Origin of the sequence: Synechococcus sp. UW179B, assembly GCF_900474245.1 — a bacterium.
Lineage (GTDB): Bacteria > Cyanobacteriota > Cyanobacteriia > PCC-6307 > Cyanobiaceae > Synechococcus_C.
On sequence record NZ_UCNZ01000026.1, the window covers coordinates 176,638 to 195,830 of the forward strand.

Sequence of the window (19,193 nt, forward strand, 5' to 3'; positions counted from 1 at the left end):
TGGCGGAGCCCCTTACGATTGAAACAACACTGCATGAATCCTCTGGGAAGAGCCGTCGCCACTCGTCGCAGCACCCGGGATGACATTCCTGTTGCCCGTCGCTCGAAACCTGCTCCTCGTCAGCGACGGAGTGGTTTTGGAGTTTTTTTGGCCTGTCTCCTCGTGGGGGGAGGAAGTTTGGCGGCTGTTTGGTTAGGGCCAGGTTTGTTGGCGCGTCGTTCTTTTTGGTTTCCTACGGCTCCAGTTCCCGTGGTGGAAGGGATTGAAGCGCCGCCAGATGCCGATGGTCGACTGCTTGGACATTTCCCTTATGACGAGGCGATTGCCAGCCAACTCGTGCCCGTTGAGGCTGGAATTGAGTTGCACCAGGATGCAGCCTTGGCCCTGGATTCGATGCGCCGTGCCGCAGCTTCCGATGGAATCGATCTAAGGCTGATCAGTGGTTATCGCTCCCATACGTTGCAGCAAGGGATTTTCTTTGATGTGAAATCAGAAAGAAATCAAACCGCCGAAGAGCGGGCCAAGGTTTCGGCACCGCCGGGTTATTCCGAGCACAGCACTGGTTATGCGATTGACCTTGGCGATGGCAGCCGTCCAGATACCAATCTTTCCGTCTCTTTTGAGACGACTCCGGCATTTCGTTGGTTGCAGGATTACGCCGCTAGTTATCACTTCACGCTGTCCTTCCCTGAAGTGAATCCTCAGGGTGTGAGCTATGAGCCTTGGCACTGGCGTTTTGAGGGGTCGGCGGAGGCTTTGCGCCAATTTGAACCCGCACGTCAGCTGGCTCTTGGGCGTTGAACACATCATCTTTCCCAGAGTTGCTCTCCCCAGCTGGGGATTGGAAGGCCTTGAGGGCGGCGGTCTCCAACGGTGCTGATGCCGTTTATTTCGGGGTTGAGGCTTTTAATGCTCGTCTTCGGGCAGAGAACTTCCAGCTTGTTGAGCTACCCGAGATCATTGCCTGGCTTCATGCCCGGGGGGTGAAGGGATTTCTCACGGTGAACGTCCTCATCTTTGGCGATGAGTTGGAGCAAGCGGCCCATCTGCTGTTGGCCGCAGATCGGGCTGGCGTTGATGCTCTGATTGTTCAGGACCTAGGGCTTTGCCTTCTTGCGAAAGCGCTTGTGCCCACGTTGTCTTTGCATGCATCCACCCAGATGTCGATCACCAGTGCTGCTGGTGTGGCGCAGGCAGCGGCAGCGGGCTGTGAGCGGGTTGTGCTGGCGAGGGAACTCGCCCTCCGCGATCTTGAGAGGCTGCAAAACCAACTGAAGGAGAGATCCCTTGCCATGCCTCTCGAGGTGTTTGTGCACGGGGCCTTATGCGTGGCCTACTCCGGTCAGTGCCTCACCAGTGAATCCTTGGGCCAGAGAAGTGCCAATCGTGGTGAATGTGCACAAGCTTGCCGTTTGCCTTATGAATTGGTGGTGGATGGTGAATCGCTCGATCTCGGAGATCAACGCTATTTACTGTCTCCCCAGGATCTCGCCGCTTGGCCGCTCCTGGCGGATTTGGTGAAGCTCGGAATCAGGAGTTTCAAGATCGAAGGTCGCCTCAAGGACCCCACCTATGTGGCGTCGGTCACGGATGCCTATCGCCGCAGTCTCGATGGCTTGGACTGTGATCTTGCGGAAATTCAACGCCAGCTTGAGCTTGGTTTTTCCAGGGGCTTATCCACTGGTTGGTTGCGGGGCATTGATCACCGTGCCCTCGTGCATGGTCGTTGGAGCAAGAAGCGTGGTCCGGTGATTGGTGAACTGGTTCGCGTCGAGGCAAAGGGATGGTTGGTGTTGCAGTGCACAGAGAGCCCTCGCAACGGTCAGGGTTTGGTTTTGGAAGCGTCGGATCGTCAGGATGACCCTCTGACACCTCCGCGTGAAATTGGTGGACGGGTGATGGAGGTGAAGGCGATGGAGAGAGGGCGCGTGCGTTTGCGGATAGGACCGGGCCGTGTCGATCTATCCGGACTGCGTTCAGGATCCTCGGTCTGGCTCACCAGTGATCCGCAATGGCAAAGCACCTGGCAGCGTCGGTCGGAACGCGTGATGTCTCCGCTTGAACGGGGTCTTCAGGTTCGTGTGAGTGGGCAGATCGGTGAAGCTCTGGCGTTGGAGCTGATTGAACCTGTTTTGCCTGGTGGAGAACGCTGCAGCGTGACGAGTCAGGCCGTGTTGGAGCCTGCCCGTGATCACGGTTTAGATCGTGAGCGTTTGGTCGCTCAGCTTGGGCGTTTGGGCGGCACGGGCTGGTGTCTTGAGCATCTGGAAACGAACCTGGGATCGGGGTTATTTCTTCCCGTTGCTGAGCTGAACAGGATGCGCCGCTCGTTGTTGCAGCAGATGGCTGATGGCGGCCTCACGGCAGCCTTTCAACAGGCGGGGCTGGAGGCGTCTTCGGAGCGTGTGGACCCTCAGCCCATCGTTGCGGCAACACTCGAGCGCTTGGCTGATTGGCGGGACTCAGCACAGCAGCAGTCCAAGTCGCCGTCGTTGGTTGTGCTCGTTCGAAGCCTGGAGCAGTTGCGTGCTCTTCAAGACATGGGCGATGGACCGATCGCCTCGGTTATTGCCGATCTAGAGCATCCGAAGGATCTCAAAGAAGCTGTGGCGATAGGCCGTGGCTGCTGGCCTGATGGAATTTGGTTGGCCGGACCGCGCATCACCAGGCCTGGTGAACGCTGGATGTTGGAACCGCTTCTGAAAGCGAAAGCGGATGGATATCTCGTGCGCAACGCGGATCAGTTGGAGCTACTCACGGGCCAGGCTCGCTGTGCTGGAGACTTCACGTTGAATGTCGCAAACCCGCTCAGCTTGCTTTGGTTCCTGGAGACCTGGGGACTGGATCGGGTCACAGCCAGTTGTGATTTGAACCTCAGCCAATTGCTTGATTTGGTGCAGGCATCTCCACCCGAACGGATTGAAGTGGTGTTGCATCAACACATGCCGCTCTTTCATATGGAGCACTGCTTGTTCTGTTCGTTCCTCTCGGAAGGCCACGATCACACCGATTGCGGAAGGCCCTGTGAGCAGCACACCGTGATGCTCAGAGACCGAAGTGGGGTGGAGCATCCACTGAAAGCGGATCTTGGTTGTCGCAATACGCTCTTCAATGGCAAACCTCAGACAGGAGTGGAGGCCCTGCACGCCCTGCGTCAGGCAGGAATTCGCAGGTATCGCTTGGATCTTCTCGATGAAGACGCCAAGGCCACGTTGCGGCGGGTCCAGCTGTATAGCGATGCTCTTTTGGGTCGCACCCTGTCAGCCGACGTATGGAAGAGGGAGCAAATCGATCACAGGCTCGGCGTCACGCGTGGCAGTTTGCGCATCGGCAATGAAAATCAAGCGTTACAAGTCTCACTTTGAGATAGCATGTCGCGGCTACGCCTGTAGGCGTTCCCAAGTTTCCCTTTATAACGTTACGGACCTCATGAGCGCCCAGAATAAGGCGATTCGCAATATAGCGATCATCGCCCACGTGGATCACGGCAAAACCACGCTTGTGGATGCTCTGCTCAGCCAGTCCGGAATCTTTCGCGACAACGAGGCCGTTCCAACCTGCGTTCTTGATTCCAATGATTTAGAGCGGGAACGCGGAATTACCATCCTTTCCAAGAACACTGCGGTTACCTATAACGACACGAGAATCAATATTGTTGATACACCTGGTCACGCCGATTTTGGTGGAGAAGTTGAGCGTGTGCTCGGCATGGTGGATGGTTGTTTGCTGATCGTTGATGCCAATGAGGGGCCCATGCCCCAAACCCGTTTTGTGCTTAAAAAAGCCCTCGAACAGGGTTTGAGGCCGATTGTTTTTGTCAATAAGATTGACCGTGCGCGTGTTGATCCAGAAACGGCTGTCGATAAAGTTCTCGACCTTTTTCTAGAGCTTGGTGCTGATGATGATCAGTGTGATTTCCCTTACTTGTTTGGTAGTGGTTTAGGCGGTTTCGCGAAGCCCGACATGAAGACAGAGAGCGATAATGTGCGTCCTCTCTTTGATGCCATTTTGCGTCATGTTCCGCCTCCAGTAGGAGATCCTGAGAAGCCTCTACAACTTCAAATCACGACTCTTGATTATTCTGATTTCCTTGGTCGAATCATCATTGGTCGCGTTCACAATGGTGTTATTAGACAGGGGCAAAGAGCCACGCTCATTAAAGATGATGGCAGCGTCAAAAAAGGTCGTATTAGTAAACTCCTAGGCTTCGAGGGTCTTCAAAGAGTTGATATTGAAGAAGCTTCTGCTGGCGATCTTGTTGCAGTTGCAGGTTTTGACGATGTCAATATTGGCGAGACGATTGCTTGCCCGGATGAACCAAAAGCGTTACCTCTGATCAAGGTTGATGAGCCCACGCTTCAGATGACCTTTGTGGTCAATGATTCGCCTTTCGCAGGAAAAGAGGGCAAGTTTGTTACCAGTCGTCAGCTTCGAGATCGTCTGCAGCGCGAATTGCTCACGAATGTTGCTCTACGGGTTGAAGATACAGATTCTCCTGATCGTTTCTCTGTTTGCGGTCGCGGTGAACTCCATCTCGGCATTTTGATTGAAACGATGCGCCGTGAGGGATTTGAATTTCAGGTGTCTCAGCCAAAGGTTATTTTTCGCACCATCGACGGCACCCCTTGTGAGCCTGTGGAAACACTGGTGATGGACGTTCCTGAAGCTGCTGTTGGTAGCTGTATTGAGAAGTTGGGAACCCGAAAAGGTGAAATGCAAAATATGGAAACTGGCGCTGACAACCGCACGCAGCTTGAATTTGTGGTTCCGTCTCGGGGACTCATTGGCTTCCGCGGTGAATTCATTCGCGCTACTCGGGGAGAAGGAATTATGAGCCATTCATTCTTCGAATATCGTCCGATGCAGGGTGATTTTGACAACAGAAGGAATGGCGTGTTGATTGCTTTTGAAGAAGGCACAGCTACTTTCTATGCTCTAAAAGGAGCTGAAGACCGTGGACAGTTCTTTATTACTCCAGGTACGAAAGTTTATAAGGGAATGATTATTGGTGAAAATACTCGTCAACAAGATATGGAAATCAATATCTGTAAAGCGAAGCAGGTCACAAACATCCGTTCAGCTGGCGCAGATGTTTTAGATTCGCTTCAGTCACCGATCCAGATGACGCTCGAGCGTGCTTTGGAATATATCGGACCTGATGAAATGCTTGAAGTTACCCCTGAATCGATGCGATTAAGGAAATTACCTGCAAAAAAAATGGCTAAGCGTTGAGCACTCAAGCCGATCCGCGATTCCTACAGGCCGTCGATCTTTTCAATCGACGGGCCTGGTACGAAGCGCATGATGCTTTTGAGGAGGTGTGGCATGAAACGGCCGGGTCCGACCGCCGATTGCTTCAAGGTATTTTGCAAATCGCAGTCGCTCATGTTCACTTAGAACGTGGCAACCTTAGGGGCGCAACAATTTTGTTAGGTGAAGGTGTAGGTCGCCTTTCCGCAGCAACGCCAGGAGATCTTGGTCTTGATTTGCCTTTGGTTCGAGATCAGGCTCGTTTGAGATTGGAAGCGCTTCAACGGGAGACCGATCCTGTCGTACTTCCAGTTCCTGAGTTACGTGTCCACTCTTAGGTTTATAGGTAAATTGGCTGGAATAATGAGGGTGACCTGATGCTTTTTCCTTCCCTCAGATCTGAAATGACCACTTGGATTGCCAAATTCTCAATCGCTGCTGCCCTGTTGGTTGTTTCTGGTGCTGTTCTTCCAGTCAGTGCCCAGACAGCAGCAGGTGAAGACAGCTTGATCACGATCGAATCCGATACACAAAGCGCTGACAACATCACGGGTGTCGTCACCGCTGTTGGAAACGTTCGGATCGTTTATCCCTCCCGAGGGATGGTGGCAACGTCCCGTCAGGCTCAGTATTTCAGCAGGGAAGCGATGCTTGTATTAAGCGGTGATGTGGATGTGGTTCAGGAAGATGGAAACAGTATTCGCGCTGAACGGGTTACTTACAACCTTGATGATGAACGCGCTCTGGCGAACCCCATCCCAGGTCAGCAAGTTCAGTCCACTCTTCTCTTAAAGCTGAGTCCCGACTCGCAGACTCCCCTAACGCCATGAGTTTGAGTCTTGATCAGGTCACTCTGACCCTTGGAGGCAGAACATTGGTTCGCTCCCTGTCACTCACCTTGAAACCTGGTGAGGTGATTGGCTTGCTTGGACCCAATGGGGCAGGCAAAACCACCAGCTTTAATTTAGTGATCGGGCTGCTGCGTCCTGATCGTGGTCAAGTTCTGCTGGACGGTCATCCGGTTGCGGATCTGTCAATGCCCCAAAGAGCTCGTCTTGGCATTGGCTACCTGCCGCAGGAACCCAGTGTGTTTCGCCAATTGACCGTTCAAGAAAACCTTGAACTTGTGTTAGTTCAAAGCGGACTTTCTAAGGCCGATAGTCGTCAACGTCTCCATCAATTAATTGAGGACTTTCATCTTGAGTCCTTCATCAATCGCTGTGGGTACCAGCTTTCGGGTGGTGAACGCAGGCGCTGTGAAGTCGCCCGTGCCCTTGCTGTTGGTTTAGAAGGGCCGCGCTATTTACTTCTTGATGAACCCTTCGCGGGGGTGGATCCACTGGCTGTGGCTGATCTGCAACAAATGATCCACGGGCTGCGTGAACGCGGGATGGGAATCCTTATCACCGACCATAATGTTCGCGAAACTCTTGCCATTACCGATCGGGCCTACATTTTGACGGATGGAAGCATTCTCGCGTCCGGACGTTCCGATGAAGTGGCTCATGACCCACTCGTACGCCGTCATTATCTTGGGGAGGATTTTCAGCTTTGAAAAATAATATTTTGATAGATATCCAACATAAAATTCGCAAGCTCATTCATCGCATTCCATTACTTGATCGGTGGCTGCTTGGTGAACTCATTGCCCCATTATTGTTTGGTCTTACACTATTTACGGTCGTATCCCTATCCGTAGGGGTGATGTTTGATCTGGTTCGCAAGATTGTTGAATCGAATCTCCCTTGGACGATCGCCGTTCAGGTGTTGTTGCTGAAGTTGCCCAGTTTTTTGGTGATTTCTTTCCCAATGGCCACGTTGATTGCATCACTGCTTGCCTACAGCCGACTTTCTGCTAACAGCGAGCTGACGGCACTAAGAAGTGTAGGCGTCACAGCGAGTCGCATGATTGCACCTGCAATTGCCTTGGCACTGTTGATGACAGGCCTTACATTTGTTTTCAACGATGTCATCGTGCCTCGCACGAATCGTTCAGCAGAATTTACGTTGCAACGTTCCCTTGGTAAAGCCATTGCGGCTGAAAAAGGTGATGACATTATCTATTCCCGCTTCGGCCGAGTCACGGGCCCTGATGGGGATACAGGGAAGGGTTTGACTCAATTATTTTATGCAACAAAATTTCGAGATGGAAAAATGATTGGAGTTACTGTTTTGGATTTTTCAAGATTTGGCTTTACTCAAATGCTTGTTGCTGACCATGCAAATTGGAGTGAGGCTCAGGCTAAGTGGGAGTTTAATGATGGTAAAATTCTTACTCTGACTCCTTCAGGTAGTACAACAACAGCTGATTTCGATCGATATTTCTATCCACTGAGCTCTGCGCCATTACGGATCGCGAAACTGCCAAAGGATGCCAACAATATGACTGTTTCTGAAGCCATCGAGGCTGAACAACTCTTATCTGATGCTGGTGACCGTAAAGAAGCTCGCAGGCTAAGGGTTCGTATTCAAGAAAAGTTCACGGTTCCAATGGCCTGTTTAGTGTTCGGCTTGATTGGCTCGAGCCTTGGTGCAAGGCCAAATAGCAGAACAAGTCGTAGTCAGGGTTTTGGCATCAGCGTGGTGCTTATTTTTGTTTACTACGTGTTGAGTTTTAGTTTCAGTTCTCTTGGCGTCAAAGGAACCTTGGATCCGCTTTTGGCTGCTTGGGGTCCTGTTCTGATTTCACTTGCTGGTGGTGGAGTGTTGTTGCGGCAGGCCAGCCGGTAAGCAAACACGTCAGAATCAGGTGGTTTCGTGGTGATGGGGTTCATGGAGTTGGCTGGGATGGATCCGGTGCTTGGCCTCGGATTGTTTGCGTTTGGTCTGTTGCTGTTGGCCTTACCGCTCGCCTTCTGGAAAGTGAGCTCTGAACAAACGTCTGGCCTCGTCACGTTGTTGATTGCCACTGCCAACCTGGCCCTAACGGCTCAACTGGTTCTGCGTTGGTGGCAATCGGGACATTTCCCGATCAGCAACCTCTACGAATCGCTCTGCTTCTTGGCTTGGGCCTGCACGCTCACGCAATTGCTGGTGGAAAGAACCTGGCCTACTCCGATTGTCGCTGCAGCCGCGACTCCGATGGGTTTGGGATGTATTGCCTTTGCGAGCTTTGCACTTCCTGACCAGTTGCAAGAAGCGTCTCCGCTGGTTCCAGCGCTGCGATCCAGCTGGCTGGTGATGCACGTGAGCGTGATCATGGTGAGTTATGCAGCCCTTTTGGTGGGCTCACTGTTGTCAGTGGCTGTTTTGGTGACCGACCGTGGTCATGCGTTGGAATTGCGCAGCAGCTCGATCGGAAGTGGAGGGTATCGGCGTGCTGCGCTCGCGACTCCCCTCGGCAGCGTGGGTGACCCTGAAGAACCAATGGCTTCCCTTGAGCTCTCCTCTGTTCAGTTCACTCGGAATGAACGCTTGGACAGCCTCAGCTACCGCACCATTACGGTGGGCTTTCTATTGCTCACCGTTGGCATCATTAGCGGGGCTGTGTGGGCCAATGAGGCCTGGGGCAGCTACTGGAGCTGGGATCCCAAGGAAACCTGGGCACTCATTTGCTGGCTGGTGTATGCCGCCTATTTGCATACACGCTTAAGCAGAGGCTGGCAGGGAAGGCGTCCGGCGTTAGTGGCGAGTGCCGGCTTGGTTGTGATTGGCGTTTGTTACATAGGTGTGAATCTTCTGGGTATTGGTTTGCATAGCTATGGCTGGTTCTTTGGATAACCAGGTTTTCGTTGGGTACTGAGTTGTGATCCCTTAGAAGTCTATTTATTCTATTTGGCAAACGTCACGCAATGCAATAATGCCAAGTTTTCTCCCTGCCTTTCAATCATCTCACCAATGGATTGAGAGTAAATCCCTCAAACGGGGGATGCACAAGTTTCCTCGCTTACCCCTTTGAGGGAAAGCATGGCAGATACTAAATGAGTTAGTGAATGCATCTATATAGTGGTAGACCACGGTTCGGAAGTGAATGGACTAAAGTGATTAATCTCTCGTCAACACAATGGAACAACAGAGATACGTACCCTTTGACATCGATAAAGGTGCAGACAAGGTGTTCCTAATTGGAAGTTCGTTCATTGTTCTCTTTCTGTTTCTCCTGTGATCTAAACTCCTCTACGTTGTACCAAGACAGAGGGTTTGAAAAGTTTCTGAGTTAGTTGGAGTAGGCGTTGACATCAATCAATTTGCCTAACGAGGCTGCAAGATTCATATCGAATCGAAGATCAATTTTCAATTGCCGAAAAAGAAACTCAAGCAGCAGAAAGAAGTATCACCTTTTTGCGTGTGAAAGAAGTTATTGGTTAAGGGCAACTGCTTAAAGCATTACCCCTTCGAAAACCCCCCGCTCGTGGCAGGGGTATGGGAATGCTGGTCTTCTCTTAAGTGGTTACAACGCTGCGAGTGGACCGTTCCATCTGCTTGCGTTTGTTAGCTGATTGATGTCTAGCTAGTTCACCGGTTCAAAGTCGCCTGGCATCCAGCTTTTTTCGAACCATGGTTCAAGAGGGCCGTAAAGGCGAAGAATCGCGTTGTATCCCTTGCCTGGCATGGTCTGCACCCAATTAACTTCTTGTCCTTCCGGTGGCTTGGGGCCGAAGTAAACGGTCGCAGACCCATCATCATTCAGTTTCACGCCTTTTGAGTTGCTATCCAAACCACCGGTGACCTGATCGGTCTCGAGGATCGAACGAGTCTGATTGTCGTAGACCATGAAGGACCAGAAGTCTTTGGCCGGGATCGGCGCTGGCAAAGTCACCTTGTAAGTCATCGCTCCATTCAGAGGCACGCCATTGATGTCAGTGGTTGTCATCGCATAGACCGATCCCTTACCAACCATCGGCTTGACCATCATCGGGGTACTGCCCGTGGCGTAGTAGTAAAAGATCAGGCGATCATCTAACACTCGCTCGCCATTGTTGAGAAACTCATGGCTCCCTCCAGCGAGAGGTGAATACCACTGACGCTTCCCCGGATAGAAGTAAACCTCTTCATTGCGAGGGCTGAATACGACGGTCCGGGCATAGGCATTGGCGATGGTGGAAGCCTCGGTGAGGATCTTCTTCATCCGATCGTCCGGCTCGAACGTCTGCCCTTTTTTGATGCCAATCGCCCCAGCTTGCCCAACTAGCTCAGGATCCCAGGCGGTCGCGGGCTCATACTGAATCACTTCATTGAGCTCCTCATAGAAGCTCGCGTCATTGGCATGAATGGTGTTGTATCGGTTGTTTGACAGATTGATAAACCCAGTCGGTTTCGGATTGTTGGCGTCGGCAAGTGGGTAAATCTTGAAGGTTTTCTTGAAGGCCTCAATGGCCTCCTTGGTTTCACCGGGCTTGGCGGCGATACGCATCAACGCCCAATGACGGTAGGTCGATGTCTTGGAGACGAAATATCCTTCGGGGATCTCCCCTTCATAGTCAGGGCCCACCAAGAGGTATTTGCCTCCTCTGCCCTTGTCGGCACCGACCACCCCCAGGTCCGTGACATAACGGAAGAAGGCATCATTCACAAAACCGAGCACCGGTGTGCCGATCTCGAGCACCACGGGTCCGTCTTTCACATCGATTTCCGCATGCACGTAAGGCGTGGTCGTCTGTGGCGTGAGCCACAGGGAACGGGCATTCATCAACTCCTCAGTGATCCCCACCGAGTGGTTTGGCTCGAGCCCGATTTTGACGTGCCCGTTAAGCATTCCATACATCGAAGCGGCTGGCGTTCCATTGATGAACAGTTCGACCGCACGGGAGATGTCTACGAAGTTGCTCACTTTGGAGGCAGTTTCCTTCGTCGGAAAACCGTCTTGAAATCTCAGTTCACCGAGGTAGCTGCTCTCCATCTTGTCGGGAGTTAGCAATTCCTCGGGAACCTTGGCTTTATAGGTTGGACTCTCCTGCGCTTGAAGGGGTGAAACGGCAATTGACCCTGCAAGAACCGCGGCGGTGAGGATGAGGCGCTTGATTTTCATTTTCTAATCTGCTTAATGTTGAGTTGGATTGCTTGAAGACATTGGTGAGACAGGAAGGACTGATCTCGCGCCCCGAGTAGAACTTCTGGTAGCAGCCCCTTAGTGGGGCTTTCTCATGCAATCGTTAGTTCACCGGCATGATGTCCTGCAGGGGATAGGTCTGATCGAAATAGGCCTGAGTCGGTCCGTAAAAGCGCAGATAGGAGAACCAGCTCTCATTGGGATTGGTCTGAATCCAATTGGCTTTTTCAATGCCAACCGGCAATTCAGGGCTGAAGTGCAACGTCACTGAACCATCGTCGTTCTCAATCAGACCCGTTCTGGAGCTCAGTGCAGCCCTGCCTTCATTGTTGAGAATCAACGTGCGCGAATTGACGTCATAAACCACAACCGACCAAAACACTTCCGCAGGCGCGTTGGGTGGCATCGTCAGCTTGTAGTGCTTGTCGCCTTCCAAAAAGTTGCCATTGCCATCCTTGTAAGCCGTCCGGTATTGCTGTCCTATGCCTGCCTGCTCGATGTAATAAGCCTTGCCCCTTGAAACAGCCTCCCAGGTAAAGGCAGCCCTGCGATACAGCTGATCCATATCACCATCTCTGTCATCCACCGTGACCACCATCAGCTGATCCCAGTACGTGCCCTTGTAGAGATCATTGTTCGAGAAGGGCTTGTCAAAGGTGATCGATTTGAGCATCGCCTCACCAATGACGGCCGCTTCTTTCAAGACCCCAGCCTGAGCCGCTGTGGGCTGAAAGGGTTGGCCCTTCTCCAGACCAAGCGAGGCGAGCATGCTCAAAAAGAAGCGATCGCGATCTTCAAAAACTTCGCGATCCATGATTTTTTTCAATGCCTGCCAGTAGGCCATCCCATGGGGCTGCCATTGCCCCCACTCCGTGCTTTCATCCACATCAATGATCGGAAGCAGCGTGGGATTGGCCCGTTTTGCGTAAGGGAAGATGCGAAAACTTGATAACAGCTGATCCGCCTCAGCAGGATCAGGCATCAGAGCCCTGATCCCAAGAAACGCAATGTTCGAGCCATTGCGAATGACGGTGTACTCATTGGTATCCAAACCATCGGGGATGGACATCTTCGGCGCAAGGATGAGCAGCTTTGCGCCATTGCCCTTATCCGGACCAGACATCCCGAAATCATGAATGCCACGCTGCCAGATGTCATTGACAACCCCGGCTGACATTCCTTTGGGAATGTCAAAAACTAATGGCCCTGTTCTGGAAAGATCGGCAAAGGCAACTGCATAGGGAGTCGTGGCATTTGCCGTCAGAATTCCTTGCTTCGCCTTGGGAGAGGTCAGCCGCACGATCTGTCCATCCTTGGCACCGAAAAGCTCTTCATTGGACTCAAGCCATCGGGCATAGCTGACTATCGGAACGGCCCAGATGTACGACTGCGTTGCTTTGTGAAAATCGAGCTCGTTCTTAAGCGCATCGATGGTCTTAAGACTGGGGTAACCGCCAGCAAAACCGCCCTTTGTGAAGGTTAGATCACCAAGGCGAGATCTCAGTGTCTTGGGTGAGCTCTCTCCATAGGCCCTGAATTCAGATGGGCTGAGTTCATCTTTGATGTCTGTGACATCAACGGATTGAGCATGGGCGATCGGCCCCCGCTCAGCCAATCCGCCAAAAACCAGACCCAAGGACAAAGCAATCGGGAGAGCACGCATGAAAATGAAAAACCCTAATCTGAGTCAATTGTTTTAATAATTATATTCGAGCTGTAAAAAAATTTGGTCCTAATAGTGCATTCTTTCTCTTATGGAGGCGTGCAGTGTTTCTCCCCGATCTTCTGCGGGTTAATTCAGGTCTCGATGTCTAGGGGCATGAGCTTCGGTGTGATTACGGTTTGACCACCATCCTGAAGCGAGCTGGGCTCGAAGAAGACCTGTTGCATCTATATATTGCGACGATAAGACATGAATTGCATTTGCTTTTAGCACTTTATGGTTACAGTATTGATTGAACAATTCTCAGAAAAGATTTATTTGTATTAGTTGCTCCGCTGTCAACTTCATTAGCCAACATTGATTAACCTTTTGCTGATAATTTCAGTATTTTTTGGCTTCATATTGATGATATCGTATTTGTATTGATCGCTACAGAGAAAGGCTAGCTGTGCTTCCCAGCCTGAACTCTCAACTGGTACTTTCCATTCTTTTTTGCCTGCTGGTCTGTGCAACTTTCTTTTGCAATCAACTTCATAGTTGTAAACCGGAGAATATTTTTCTTCTCTTTATGTTGGATGTAAAGATGTTCCACTGTACTGAATGATTCCATTATCGATCGTATTTAGTTTGATCCAGCTGCAAAACCAATGGCATTCGATTAGGCACCACCCTTCCCAGCATGTTTTTTCAGTATCAGCAAATCGTACATCTTTAGATAGTGCAGGAGCTACAAATAAGCTCGACAGAGCTAAGCCGATGATCGTTGTTTTTCAATAGTCTCCTTCTTCTAGCCACAATTCTATATTGCGCATCCACTAGTCAAGATCATCTAGTACACGAGCCGAGTTCCCCAGGATCTGGGTGAGTTTTGATTCGTTATGATTTTTTAGATTTTTAAATCAACCACGCCATGTCGGATGTCCATCACTTACAAGAACTCCCCGATTACGCCATAGAGCTCCTGAATACCATGTTGAGAGGCTAATTGTGCTGCAGAAGAACTGGTAGGAGTCAAACGCATTTGAGCAGCAAAGCTCTCATCCTCTTTGAGCAATGCTTTAAGGGCCACAAGTGAGTCACTGGTTTGCGAAGTCATGATTATTCCCTTTTATATACCTGAATTTTAGTTTTGTTAATCAATTCTGGCATGAGTGCAATTACTGATCTTGCTTTTAACAATAGATCTGTATCACTAGGTTTATCTGCTCAGTGATTCAATCTTTCAATATTCTAGGTCTGACTGCATAATTTCGTGGCCTTGATTCTTTTCAGGAGAATCAATGATTCAAGCTTTATCACCTAATCGGAGAGTATTGCCTGAATGAATATTTTGATTGACTGCCTAATACTTTTCATTTTTTCTGATTGATGTCCAGTTTTTAGGCTACTTGCTGTTTGTCTTTTGCTTCTATGATTCGTGAGATGGTGATCGTCTTGTTAACTGATTGTCGATAATCTCTTTGAAGCTGCTGTGCATATTCGATAACTTCCCCCCATTTGTTTGTGTTGTTGTGATGTTTCAGCTTTTGTGTTGGATCATGAAACCGCCATCAACGAGCAACATCGATCCAGTCACAAAGCTTGCCTGATCAGACAGTAACCAGACCACGGCATTGGCGACATCGGTTGGTTCGGCCATTCGCCCCAGGGCGTGGAGTTGTTTGGCCTGATCAAGCAGTTGATCAGGATGATCACTGACGGCCAGAGCTTGATGGGTGAAACCTCCATTCACCCATCCAGGCGCGACATTATTCACCCGAATGCCACGACTTGCGAGTTCCCCTGCTGCTGCGAAAGTGAAACTCAACACAGCTCCTTTGGAGGTGGTGTACGCACCTCCATCATTGGAGCCAATAAACGCAGAAACGCTCCCAATGGTGACGATGGCACCTTTGCTGTTTTCCAGGTGAGGAATAGCAGCGCGTACTGCATGCATAGTGCCGTCCACATTCACCGCCATCACGCAACTCCAGTCTTCTTCACCCTGGGTCGTGATACCCCCCGTTCTTAAGACTCCTGCTGCTGTGACGAGCCCATGCAACGGTCCGAGCTGTTCAACAGCCTGGGCGGTGACGGCATCAACATCGTTTCGGTCGCGTACATCGATTCTGAATGCCGTGGCTTTTCCCCCCTTGCGTTGGATGGCATCAGCAACCTTTTTGGCAGCGCATTCATTGATGTCACAAACAGCTACCGCTGCACCTGCCTGTGCCGATTCCATGGCTATGGCACTTCCGATCGCTCCCCCTCCACCGGTCACCATCACAAGGCCACCGTTGAGATCAATGTGTTTCATTGATTAATTTTGCATCGTTGCCATGGTTGTGGCGGAGGCTCCGTTTCCCGTTGTTGAATCTGTCTACAGAGACCCTGGCAAGGGATGTCAAGGTCACAGTATGAAATGCACACATTTGTTGCCTTGGGTGCAAATCAACTGTGAGTTTTGATACCAGGACAATTAATCGTCATATTCATTTAATCCATTCGATGGAATGTACAGTTAATATCTAATTGTTCTTGTTGACTCATCATGACGGACATCACCGATAAGTACGAAAAGTTCAAAGTTCCCTACAGCACGAACGAAAAGCATTCTGCTGACGAGTTTGATCCCAAGGAAAATGGTGGCTTAGACAATCCAGCTAATCGTCACAAAGACAAAGTATTGGATGATATCTGTGATACTCATCCCGGTTCACCCATGTGCAAAGTGTTCGATTGCTGATCAACTCAGCTGATTCATCGAGTTTTAACAAGGCGCTGCGAGGCAAGAGATGATCTCTAGCTTTGCAGCTTTTTTATTGCCAAAACGTTGTTTCATTCACCTGATTTGATGATTTGTTGATCGTTCACGATTGATGCGTTGTCATAGGTCCGTCTTGGTTGATCCTGGTTACCTTTTCTGGCATCGAGGAAAGCATGCCGGCGCTGGCTCCTACAGCCGTTTGCCTTTGAGCTCTCTCGACTTTGAGCCCTTGATTTTGAGTTCAGCGCCCTGATGAGCCTTGGCCCTTTAGGTTTTCTTTACATTTCGCTATCCAAAGTGGCATTTATTTTTTGTTTGGGTTAGAGCTGTAGAAGATAGGGCTGAAATCATGAGTTATGAAGCTAAAGAGCGCACGCCATTTCCCTATGGCCAGGTTGCTTATCCAGCTTTTCTTGGTGTAAAGCCCGGTGATTACATCATTGTTAAAGGGGAAAACCAAGTACAACTCAAGAAGGATCACAGCTGGTGGATGGGACAGGTTGTTTCTTGTAAAGCTGAAGCTAGAGATCCCAGTGGACAGCGTGTGATTCAAGTTGTGGATGTTGATGACGAGAAGATCAGCTGGGTAAATGTGGATGAAATATCACATGTGTTGTATGGGCTTGATGGTTTGTCAAATGATTAGATAGCCTGCTTCTTTGCAGCTATGATGTTCAACGCTCCCCTTGCCTATGTCAATATTCTATAAAAAGAAAGAATGCTCTCTGTTTACACATAGCGAGTCATGAATTCCGATAGTGTGATGCCCTCTTTCTTTGCTGAATTGCAGCAATCCCTGAAGAGTTCGTCATCAGTTTCTGTACGGGCTAGGTCTCGAAATTGTTCTGAGCTCAGCTGATTGTGATCAGGGCTGCTCTCCCGCATAGAATTCCATTTGGCACAGAGTGAATCGACCATCTCTTTTCTTGAATAGGGAAGGTTGATCTTTTTCTGTTTTGCCAAATGAATGCGACTCCAGTTCTTGTCAAAACTATAGTGACCAGAAGGATTTTTGACAATAGTCTCTAGTCGTGACGCTTTTTTCGCTTTTGATATTTTATTGTGTTGCGTAATTGCATTAAATGCAAGTAATCCGTACTGCTTGCTTTCAATGCTCTTGATTGTTTTAGGCTGAAAATGGTTTGAATCGAAGTCTATTCAACTCCATGTATCTATTAAAAGTTGTCTTTGAAAGTTCACTTGGCGACTGATTGCCGCGCCAATCGCCAAGATGGCATTGGCTAACTGGCCAGTGTTTGGCAAGACTGGACATCACCGTTCATCCGTGATCGCCATCTGCGCAGTTCATGGTGATCAAGCATGGCTCGACGAGATTTCTCTGCATGAGCTAAGCGTTGAATCAATGCATGGGTGTCATGGGTAGAAAGCTCACCGTCTGAATCCCACTTCATGCAGAAAACGCCTTTTTTGGAAGTGTTGACCATTGCGCTTGCCTCTTTCGTTCTGTCACGGTATGCGCACATAAAGCCTTTGCCATGGAGCAAACCTTAAGAAGTCTCGATTGCGACGCCTGCGACCGGCAGCAGGTCTCTGCGCTGTTCTTGGGAGTGGTGTTTTGCTTCTTGCCCTTCTCGTTGATGCGCTGCAGGGAGGCCTTTTGGGCCTCCCTGCAGCACGATGTTCCCGATCAAACAATCGATCTTTACCGAGGTGACTCGACAAATTCAGCATCGATCACATCATCGTTCTCACTGTTTGGTTGTGAGGCTTTAGGCGCCTCTTCCTGCTGCGAGTACAGGGAGGCTCCCATTTCCATCAGCGCAGTTTTCACTCCATCAAGGCGTTCCTTGATGAGCGCTGTGTTCTCTGTTTGAAGGGTTTCTTTGAGTTCCGAGAGCACCAACTCCACTTTGGTTTTGGCCTCGGCTGAGATCTTGCTTTCCAATTCCAGCAGTTGCTTTTCTGCCTGATAAATCAGGGATTCCGCTTCGTTCTTGGTGTCGATCGCGTCTCGCTTTTGCTGATCCGAGTCAGCGTGTGCTTCTGCGTCCTTCACCATCCGATCCACTTCGTCCTCGCTGAGGGTTGAGGCACCACTGATGGTGATCGATTGTTCTTTCCCTGAGCCTTTGTCTTTTGCTGTGACACTCAAGATTCCATTGGCATCAATGTCAAAGGCCACTTCCACTTGAGGAACACCACGAGGGGCAGCAGGGATCCCATCTAGTCGGAAGGTTCCAAGGCTCTTGTTATCAGACACCATCTGTCGCTCTCCTTGGAGAATGTGAATCTCCACGGAGGTTTGGCCATCCATGGCGGTGGAATAGATCTCGGTTTTGTTTGTTGGAATGGTTGTGTTCCTCGGAACCATCACATTCACCACACTGCCCATGGTTTCCACTCCCAAGGAAAGAGGCGTGACATCTAATAAAAGGATGTCTTTCACTTCACCTGAGAGAACACCCCCCTGCACAGCAGCACCGATGGCAACCACCTCATCAGGATTCACGGTTTGATTGGGATCTTGACCCGTTGCCACTTTGACCAGCTCCAACACGGCAGGAATGCGTGAACTGCCGCCCACCATCACCACTTCATTGAGGTCATGAGCTGAGAGTTTGGCGTCCTTGATCGCCTGTTGAACTGGTTTCTTACAACGATCAATCAAGTCAGAAGATAACTCCTCAAATTTGGCTCGGGTCACTGTCAGCGTCAGATGCTTGGGACCATCAGCCGTTGCCGTGATGAAGGGGAGATTCACTTCGCTCTGTGTGGAGGCGGAGAGTTCAATCTTTGTTTTTTCTGCCGCTTCCGTGAGGCGTTGCAGGGCTTGCGAATCCTTCCTTAAATCAATCCCTTCCTCCTTTTGGAAGGTTTCAGCCATGTAATCAACAAGCACTTTGTCGAAGTTGTCACCTCCAAGATGGGCATCACCACAGGTGCTGATCACTTCAAAAACACCATCTCCTACTTCCAGGATGGAGACATCAAACGTTCCACCTCCCAAGTCAAAGACCAGGATTTTTTCTGCATCCTTCTTGTCTAAACCGTAAGCAAGCGCTGCTGCTGTGGGTTCGTTGATGATCCTCAGGACTTCTAGGCCAGCAATTTTGCCAGCATCTTTTGTGGCTTGTCGTTGGGAGTCATTGAAGTAGGCGGGAACAGTCACCACCGCTTGAGTCACGGTTTGACCCAAATATTTCGAGGCATCATCGGCCAGCTTCCTAAGCACACTGGCGCTGATCTCCTCTGGTGAGAAGGATTTCTCCATCCATGATGATCGGATTTTGATCTTGCTTCCGACCGATTCAACGGTGTATGGAACGTCTTTGGTTTCATCTGTGACCTCATCCGTGCGCCTGCCAAGGAAGCGTTTGACAGATCCAAATGTGTTGTCTGCATTCATCACCGCTTGGCGTTTGGCGATCTGTCCAACGAGCTGGTCCTTGCCCTTGGTGTAGGCAACTACAGAGGGAGTGGTCCTAAACCCTTCTGCATTTGCGATCACGGTGGGGTTTCCCCCTTCCATTACGGCGACACAGCTGTTGGTTGTGCCTAAGTCAATGCCAATTACTTTTGTCATT

Annotated in this window: 15 protein-coding genes; 10 read left to right on the forward strand and 5 right to left on the reverse strand. The window is 50.2% G+C overall.

The genetic code is table 11. The features are described from left to right. Nucleotides 1-33: 33 nt before the first annotated feature. From DXY38_RS12115 to ccsB, 8 genes are all read left to right on the forward strand, one after another. The gene (locus DXY38_RS12115; protein WP_115071847.1) at nt 34-801 is read left to right on the forward strand and encodes a M15 family metallopeptidase; all 768 of its coding nucleotides are present in this window, start codon (nt 34-36) and stop codon (nt 799-801) included. Next, nucleotides 798-3,365: a U32 family peptidase gene (locus DXY38_RS12120; protein WP_115071848.1), complete on the forward strand. Its 2,568-nt coding sequence runs from the start codon at nt 798-800 to the stop codon at nt 3,363-3,365. The genes DXY38_RS12115 and DXY38_RS12120 overlap by 4 nt, the downstream gene beginning before the upstream one ends. A 64-nt stretch (nt 3,366-3,429) precedes the next feature. Then, entirely contained in the window at nt 3,430-5,232 is a 1,803-nt protein-coding gene (typA, locus tag DXY38_RS12125; protein WP_115071849.1) for a translational GTPase TypA, read from the forward strand. Beyond that, nucleotides 5,229-5,588, forward strand: a complete 360-nt coding sequence (locus DXY38_RS12130) for a DUF309 domain-containing protein (protein ID WP_115071850.1) — start codon at nt 5,229-5,231, stop codon at nt 5,586-5,588. Before typA ends, DXY38_RS12130 begins: the two co-directional genes overlap by 4 nt. Before the next feature lie 66 nt (nt 5,589-5,654). Then, entirely contained in the window at nt 5,655-6,080 is a 426-nt protein-coding gene (locus tag DXY38_RS12135) for an LptA/OstA family protein (RefSeq protein WP_244279123.1), read from the forward strand. After that, a complete protein-coding gene (lptB, locus tag DXY38_RS12140; protein ID WP_115071852.1) occupies nt 6,077-6,805 on the forward strand; it encodes an LPS export ABC transporter ATP-binding protein in 729 nt (242 codons plus the stop codon). The genes DXY38_RS12135 and lptB overlap by 4 nt, the downstream gene beginning before the upstream one ends. Continuing rightward, nucleotides 6,802-7,980, forward strand: a complete 1,179-nt coding sequence (locus DXY38_RS12145; RefSeq protein ID WP_115071853.1) for an LptF/LptG family permease — start codon at nt 6,802-6,804, stop codon at nt 7,978-7,980. Before lptB ends, DXY38_RS12145 begins: the two co-directional genes overlap by 4 nt. A gap of 42 nt (nt 7,981-8,022) precedes the next feature. Next, the gene (gene ccsB, locus DXY38_RS12150) at nt 8,023-8,970 is read left to right on the forward strand and encodes a c-type cytochrome biogenesis protein CcsB (protein WP_115072052.1); all 948 of its coding nucleotides are present in this window, start codon (nt 8,023-8,025) and stop codon (nt 8,968-8,970) included. 730 nt (nt 8,971-9,700) lie between these two features. Here the strand turns inward: ccsB and DXY38_RS12155 are convergent. From DXY38_RS12155 to DXY38_RS12165, 4 genes are all read right to left on the reverse strand, one after another. Then, a complete protein-coding gene (locus tag DXY38_RS12155) occupies nt 9,701-11,218 on the reverse strand; it encodes a DUF1254 domain-containing protein (RefSeq protein WP_115071854.1) in 1,518 nt (505 codons plus the stop codon). 124 nt (nt 11,219-11,342) lie between these two features. Continuing rightward, nucleotides 11,343-12,902 (reverse strand): DUF1214 domain-containing protein, encoded by a 1,560-nt coding sequence (locus tag DXY38_RS12160; protein WP_115071855.1) that lies wholly within the window; start codon nt 12,900-12,902, stop codon nt 11,343-11,345. 928 nt (nt 12,903-13,830) lie between these two features. Further along, complete coding sequence (locus DXY38_RS13885) at nt 13,831-13,998, reverse strand: hypothetical protein (protein WP_206749681.1); 168 nt, start codon at nt 13,996-13,998, stop codon at nt 13,831-13,833. A gap of 423 nt (nt 13,999-14,421) precedes the next feature. Next, a complete protein-coding gene (locus tag DXY38_RS12165) occupies nt 14,422-15,198 on the reverse strand; it encodes an SDR family NAD(P)-dependent oxidoreductase (protein WP_115071856.1) in 777 nt (258 codons plus the stop codon). A gap of 234 nt (nt 15,199-15,432) precedes the next feature. Here DXY38_RS12165 and DXY38_RS12170 point away from each other — a divergent pair, with 234 nt between their 5' ends. Together DXY38_RS12170 and DXY38_RS12175 are read left to right on the forward strand one after the other, a co-directional pair. Continuing rightward, the gene (locus DXY38_RS12170) at nt 15,433-15,627 is read left to right on the forward strand and encodes a hypothetical protein (protein WP_006852494.1); all 195 of its coding nucleotides are present in this window, start codon (nt 15,433-15,435) and stop codon (nt 15,625-15,627) included. A gap of 370 nt (nt 15,628-15,997) precedes the next feature. Next, entirely contained in the window at nt 15,998-16,294 is a 297-nt protein-coding gene (locus tag DXY38_RS12175) for a DUF3104 domain-containing protein (protein ID WP_115071857.1), read from the forward strand. Between the two features lie 1,017 nt (nt 16,295-17,311). Here DXY38_RS12175 and dnaK read toward each other — a convergent pair. Continuing rightward, nucleotides 17,312-19,192: a molecular chaperone DnaK gene (dnaK, locus tag DXY38_RS12185; RefSeq protein WP_115071858.1), complete on the reverse strand. Its 1,881-nt coding sequence runs from the start codon at nt 19,190-19,192 to the stop codon at nt 17,312-17,314. Nucleotide 19,193: the final 1 nt, after the last annotated feature.

Excerpts from the sequence above, each read along its gene's own strand:
- DXY38_RS12115 (WP_115071847.1), top strand. The coding sequence starts at position 34 with ATGAATCCTCTGGGAAGAGCCGTCGCCACTCGTCGCAGCACCCGGGAT.
- typA (WP_115071849.1), top strand. The coding sequence starts at position 3,430 with ATGAGCGCCCAGAATAAGGCGATTCGCAATATAGCGATCATCGCCCAC.
- DXY38_RS12135 (WP_244279123.1), top strand. The coding sequence starts at position 5,655 with ATGACCACTTGGATTGCCAAATTCTCAATCGCTGCTGCCCTGTTGGTT.
- lptB (WP_115071852.1), top strand. The coding sequence starts at position 6,077 with ATGAGTTTGAGTCTTGATCAGGTCACTCTGACCCTTGGAGGCAGAACA.
- ccsB (WP_115072052.1), top strand. The coding sequence starts at position 8,023 with ATGGAGTTGGCTGGGATGGATCCGGTGCTTGGCCTCGGATTGTTTGCG.
- DXY38_RS12155 (WP_115071854.1), bottom strand. The coding sequence starts at position 11,218 with ATGAAAATCAAGCGCCTCATCCTCACCGCCGCGGTTCTTGCAGGGTCA.
- DXY38_RS12160 (WP_115071855.1), bottom strand. The coding sequence starts at position 12,902 with ATGCGTGCTCTCCCGATTGCTTTGTCCTTGGGTCTGGTTTTTGGCGGA.
- DXY38_RS13885 (WP_206749681.1), bottom strand. The coding sequence starts at position 13,998 with ATGACTTCGCAAACCAGTGACTCACTTGTGGCCCTTAAAGCATTGCTC.
- DXY38_RS12165 (WP_115071856.1), bottom strand. The coding sequence starts at position 15,198 with ATGAAACACATTGATCTCAACGGTGGCCTTGTGATGGTGACCGGTGGA.
- DXY38_RS12170 (WP_006852494.1), top strand. The coding sequence starts at position 15,433 with ATGACGGACATCACCGATAAGTACGAAAAGTTCAAAGTTCCCTACAGC.
- DXY38_RS12175 (WP_115071857.1), top strand. The coding sequence starts at position 15,998 with ATGAGTTATGAAGCTAAAGAGCGCACGCCATTTCCCTATGGCCAGGTT.
- dnaK (WP_115071858.1), bottom strand. The coding sequence starts at position 19,192 with ATGACAAAAGTAATTGGCATTGACTTAGGCACAACCAACAGCTGTGTC.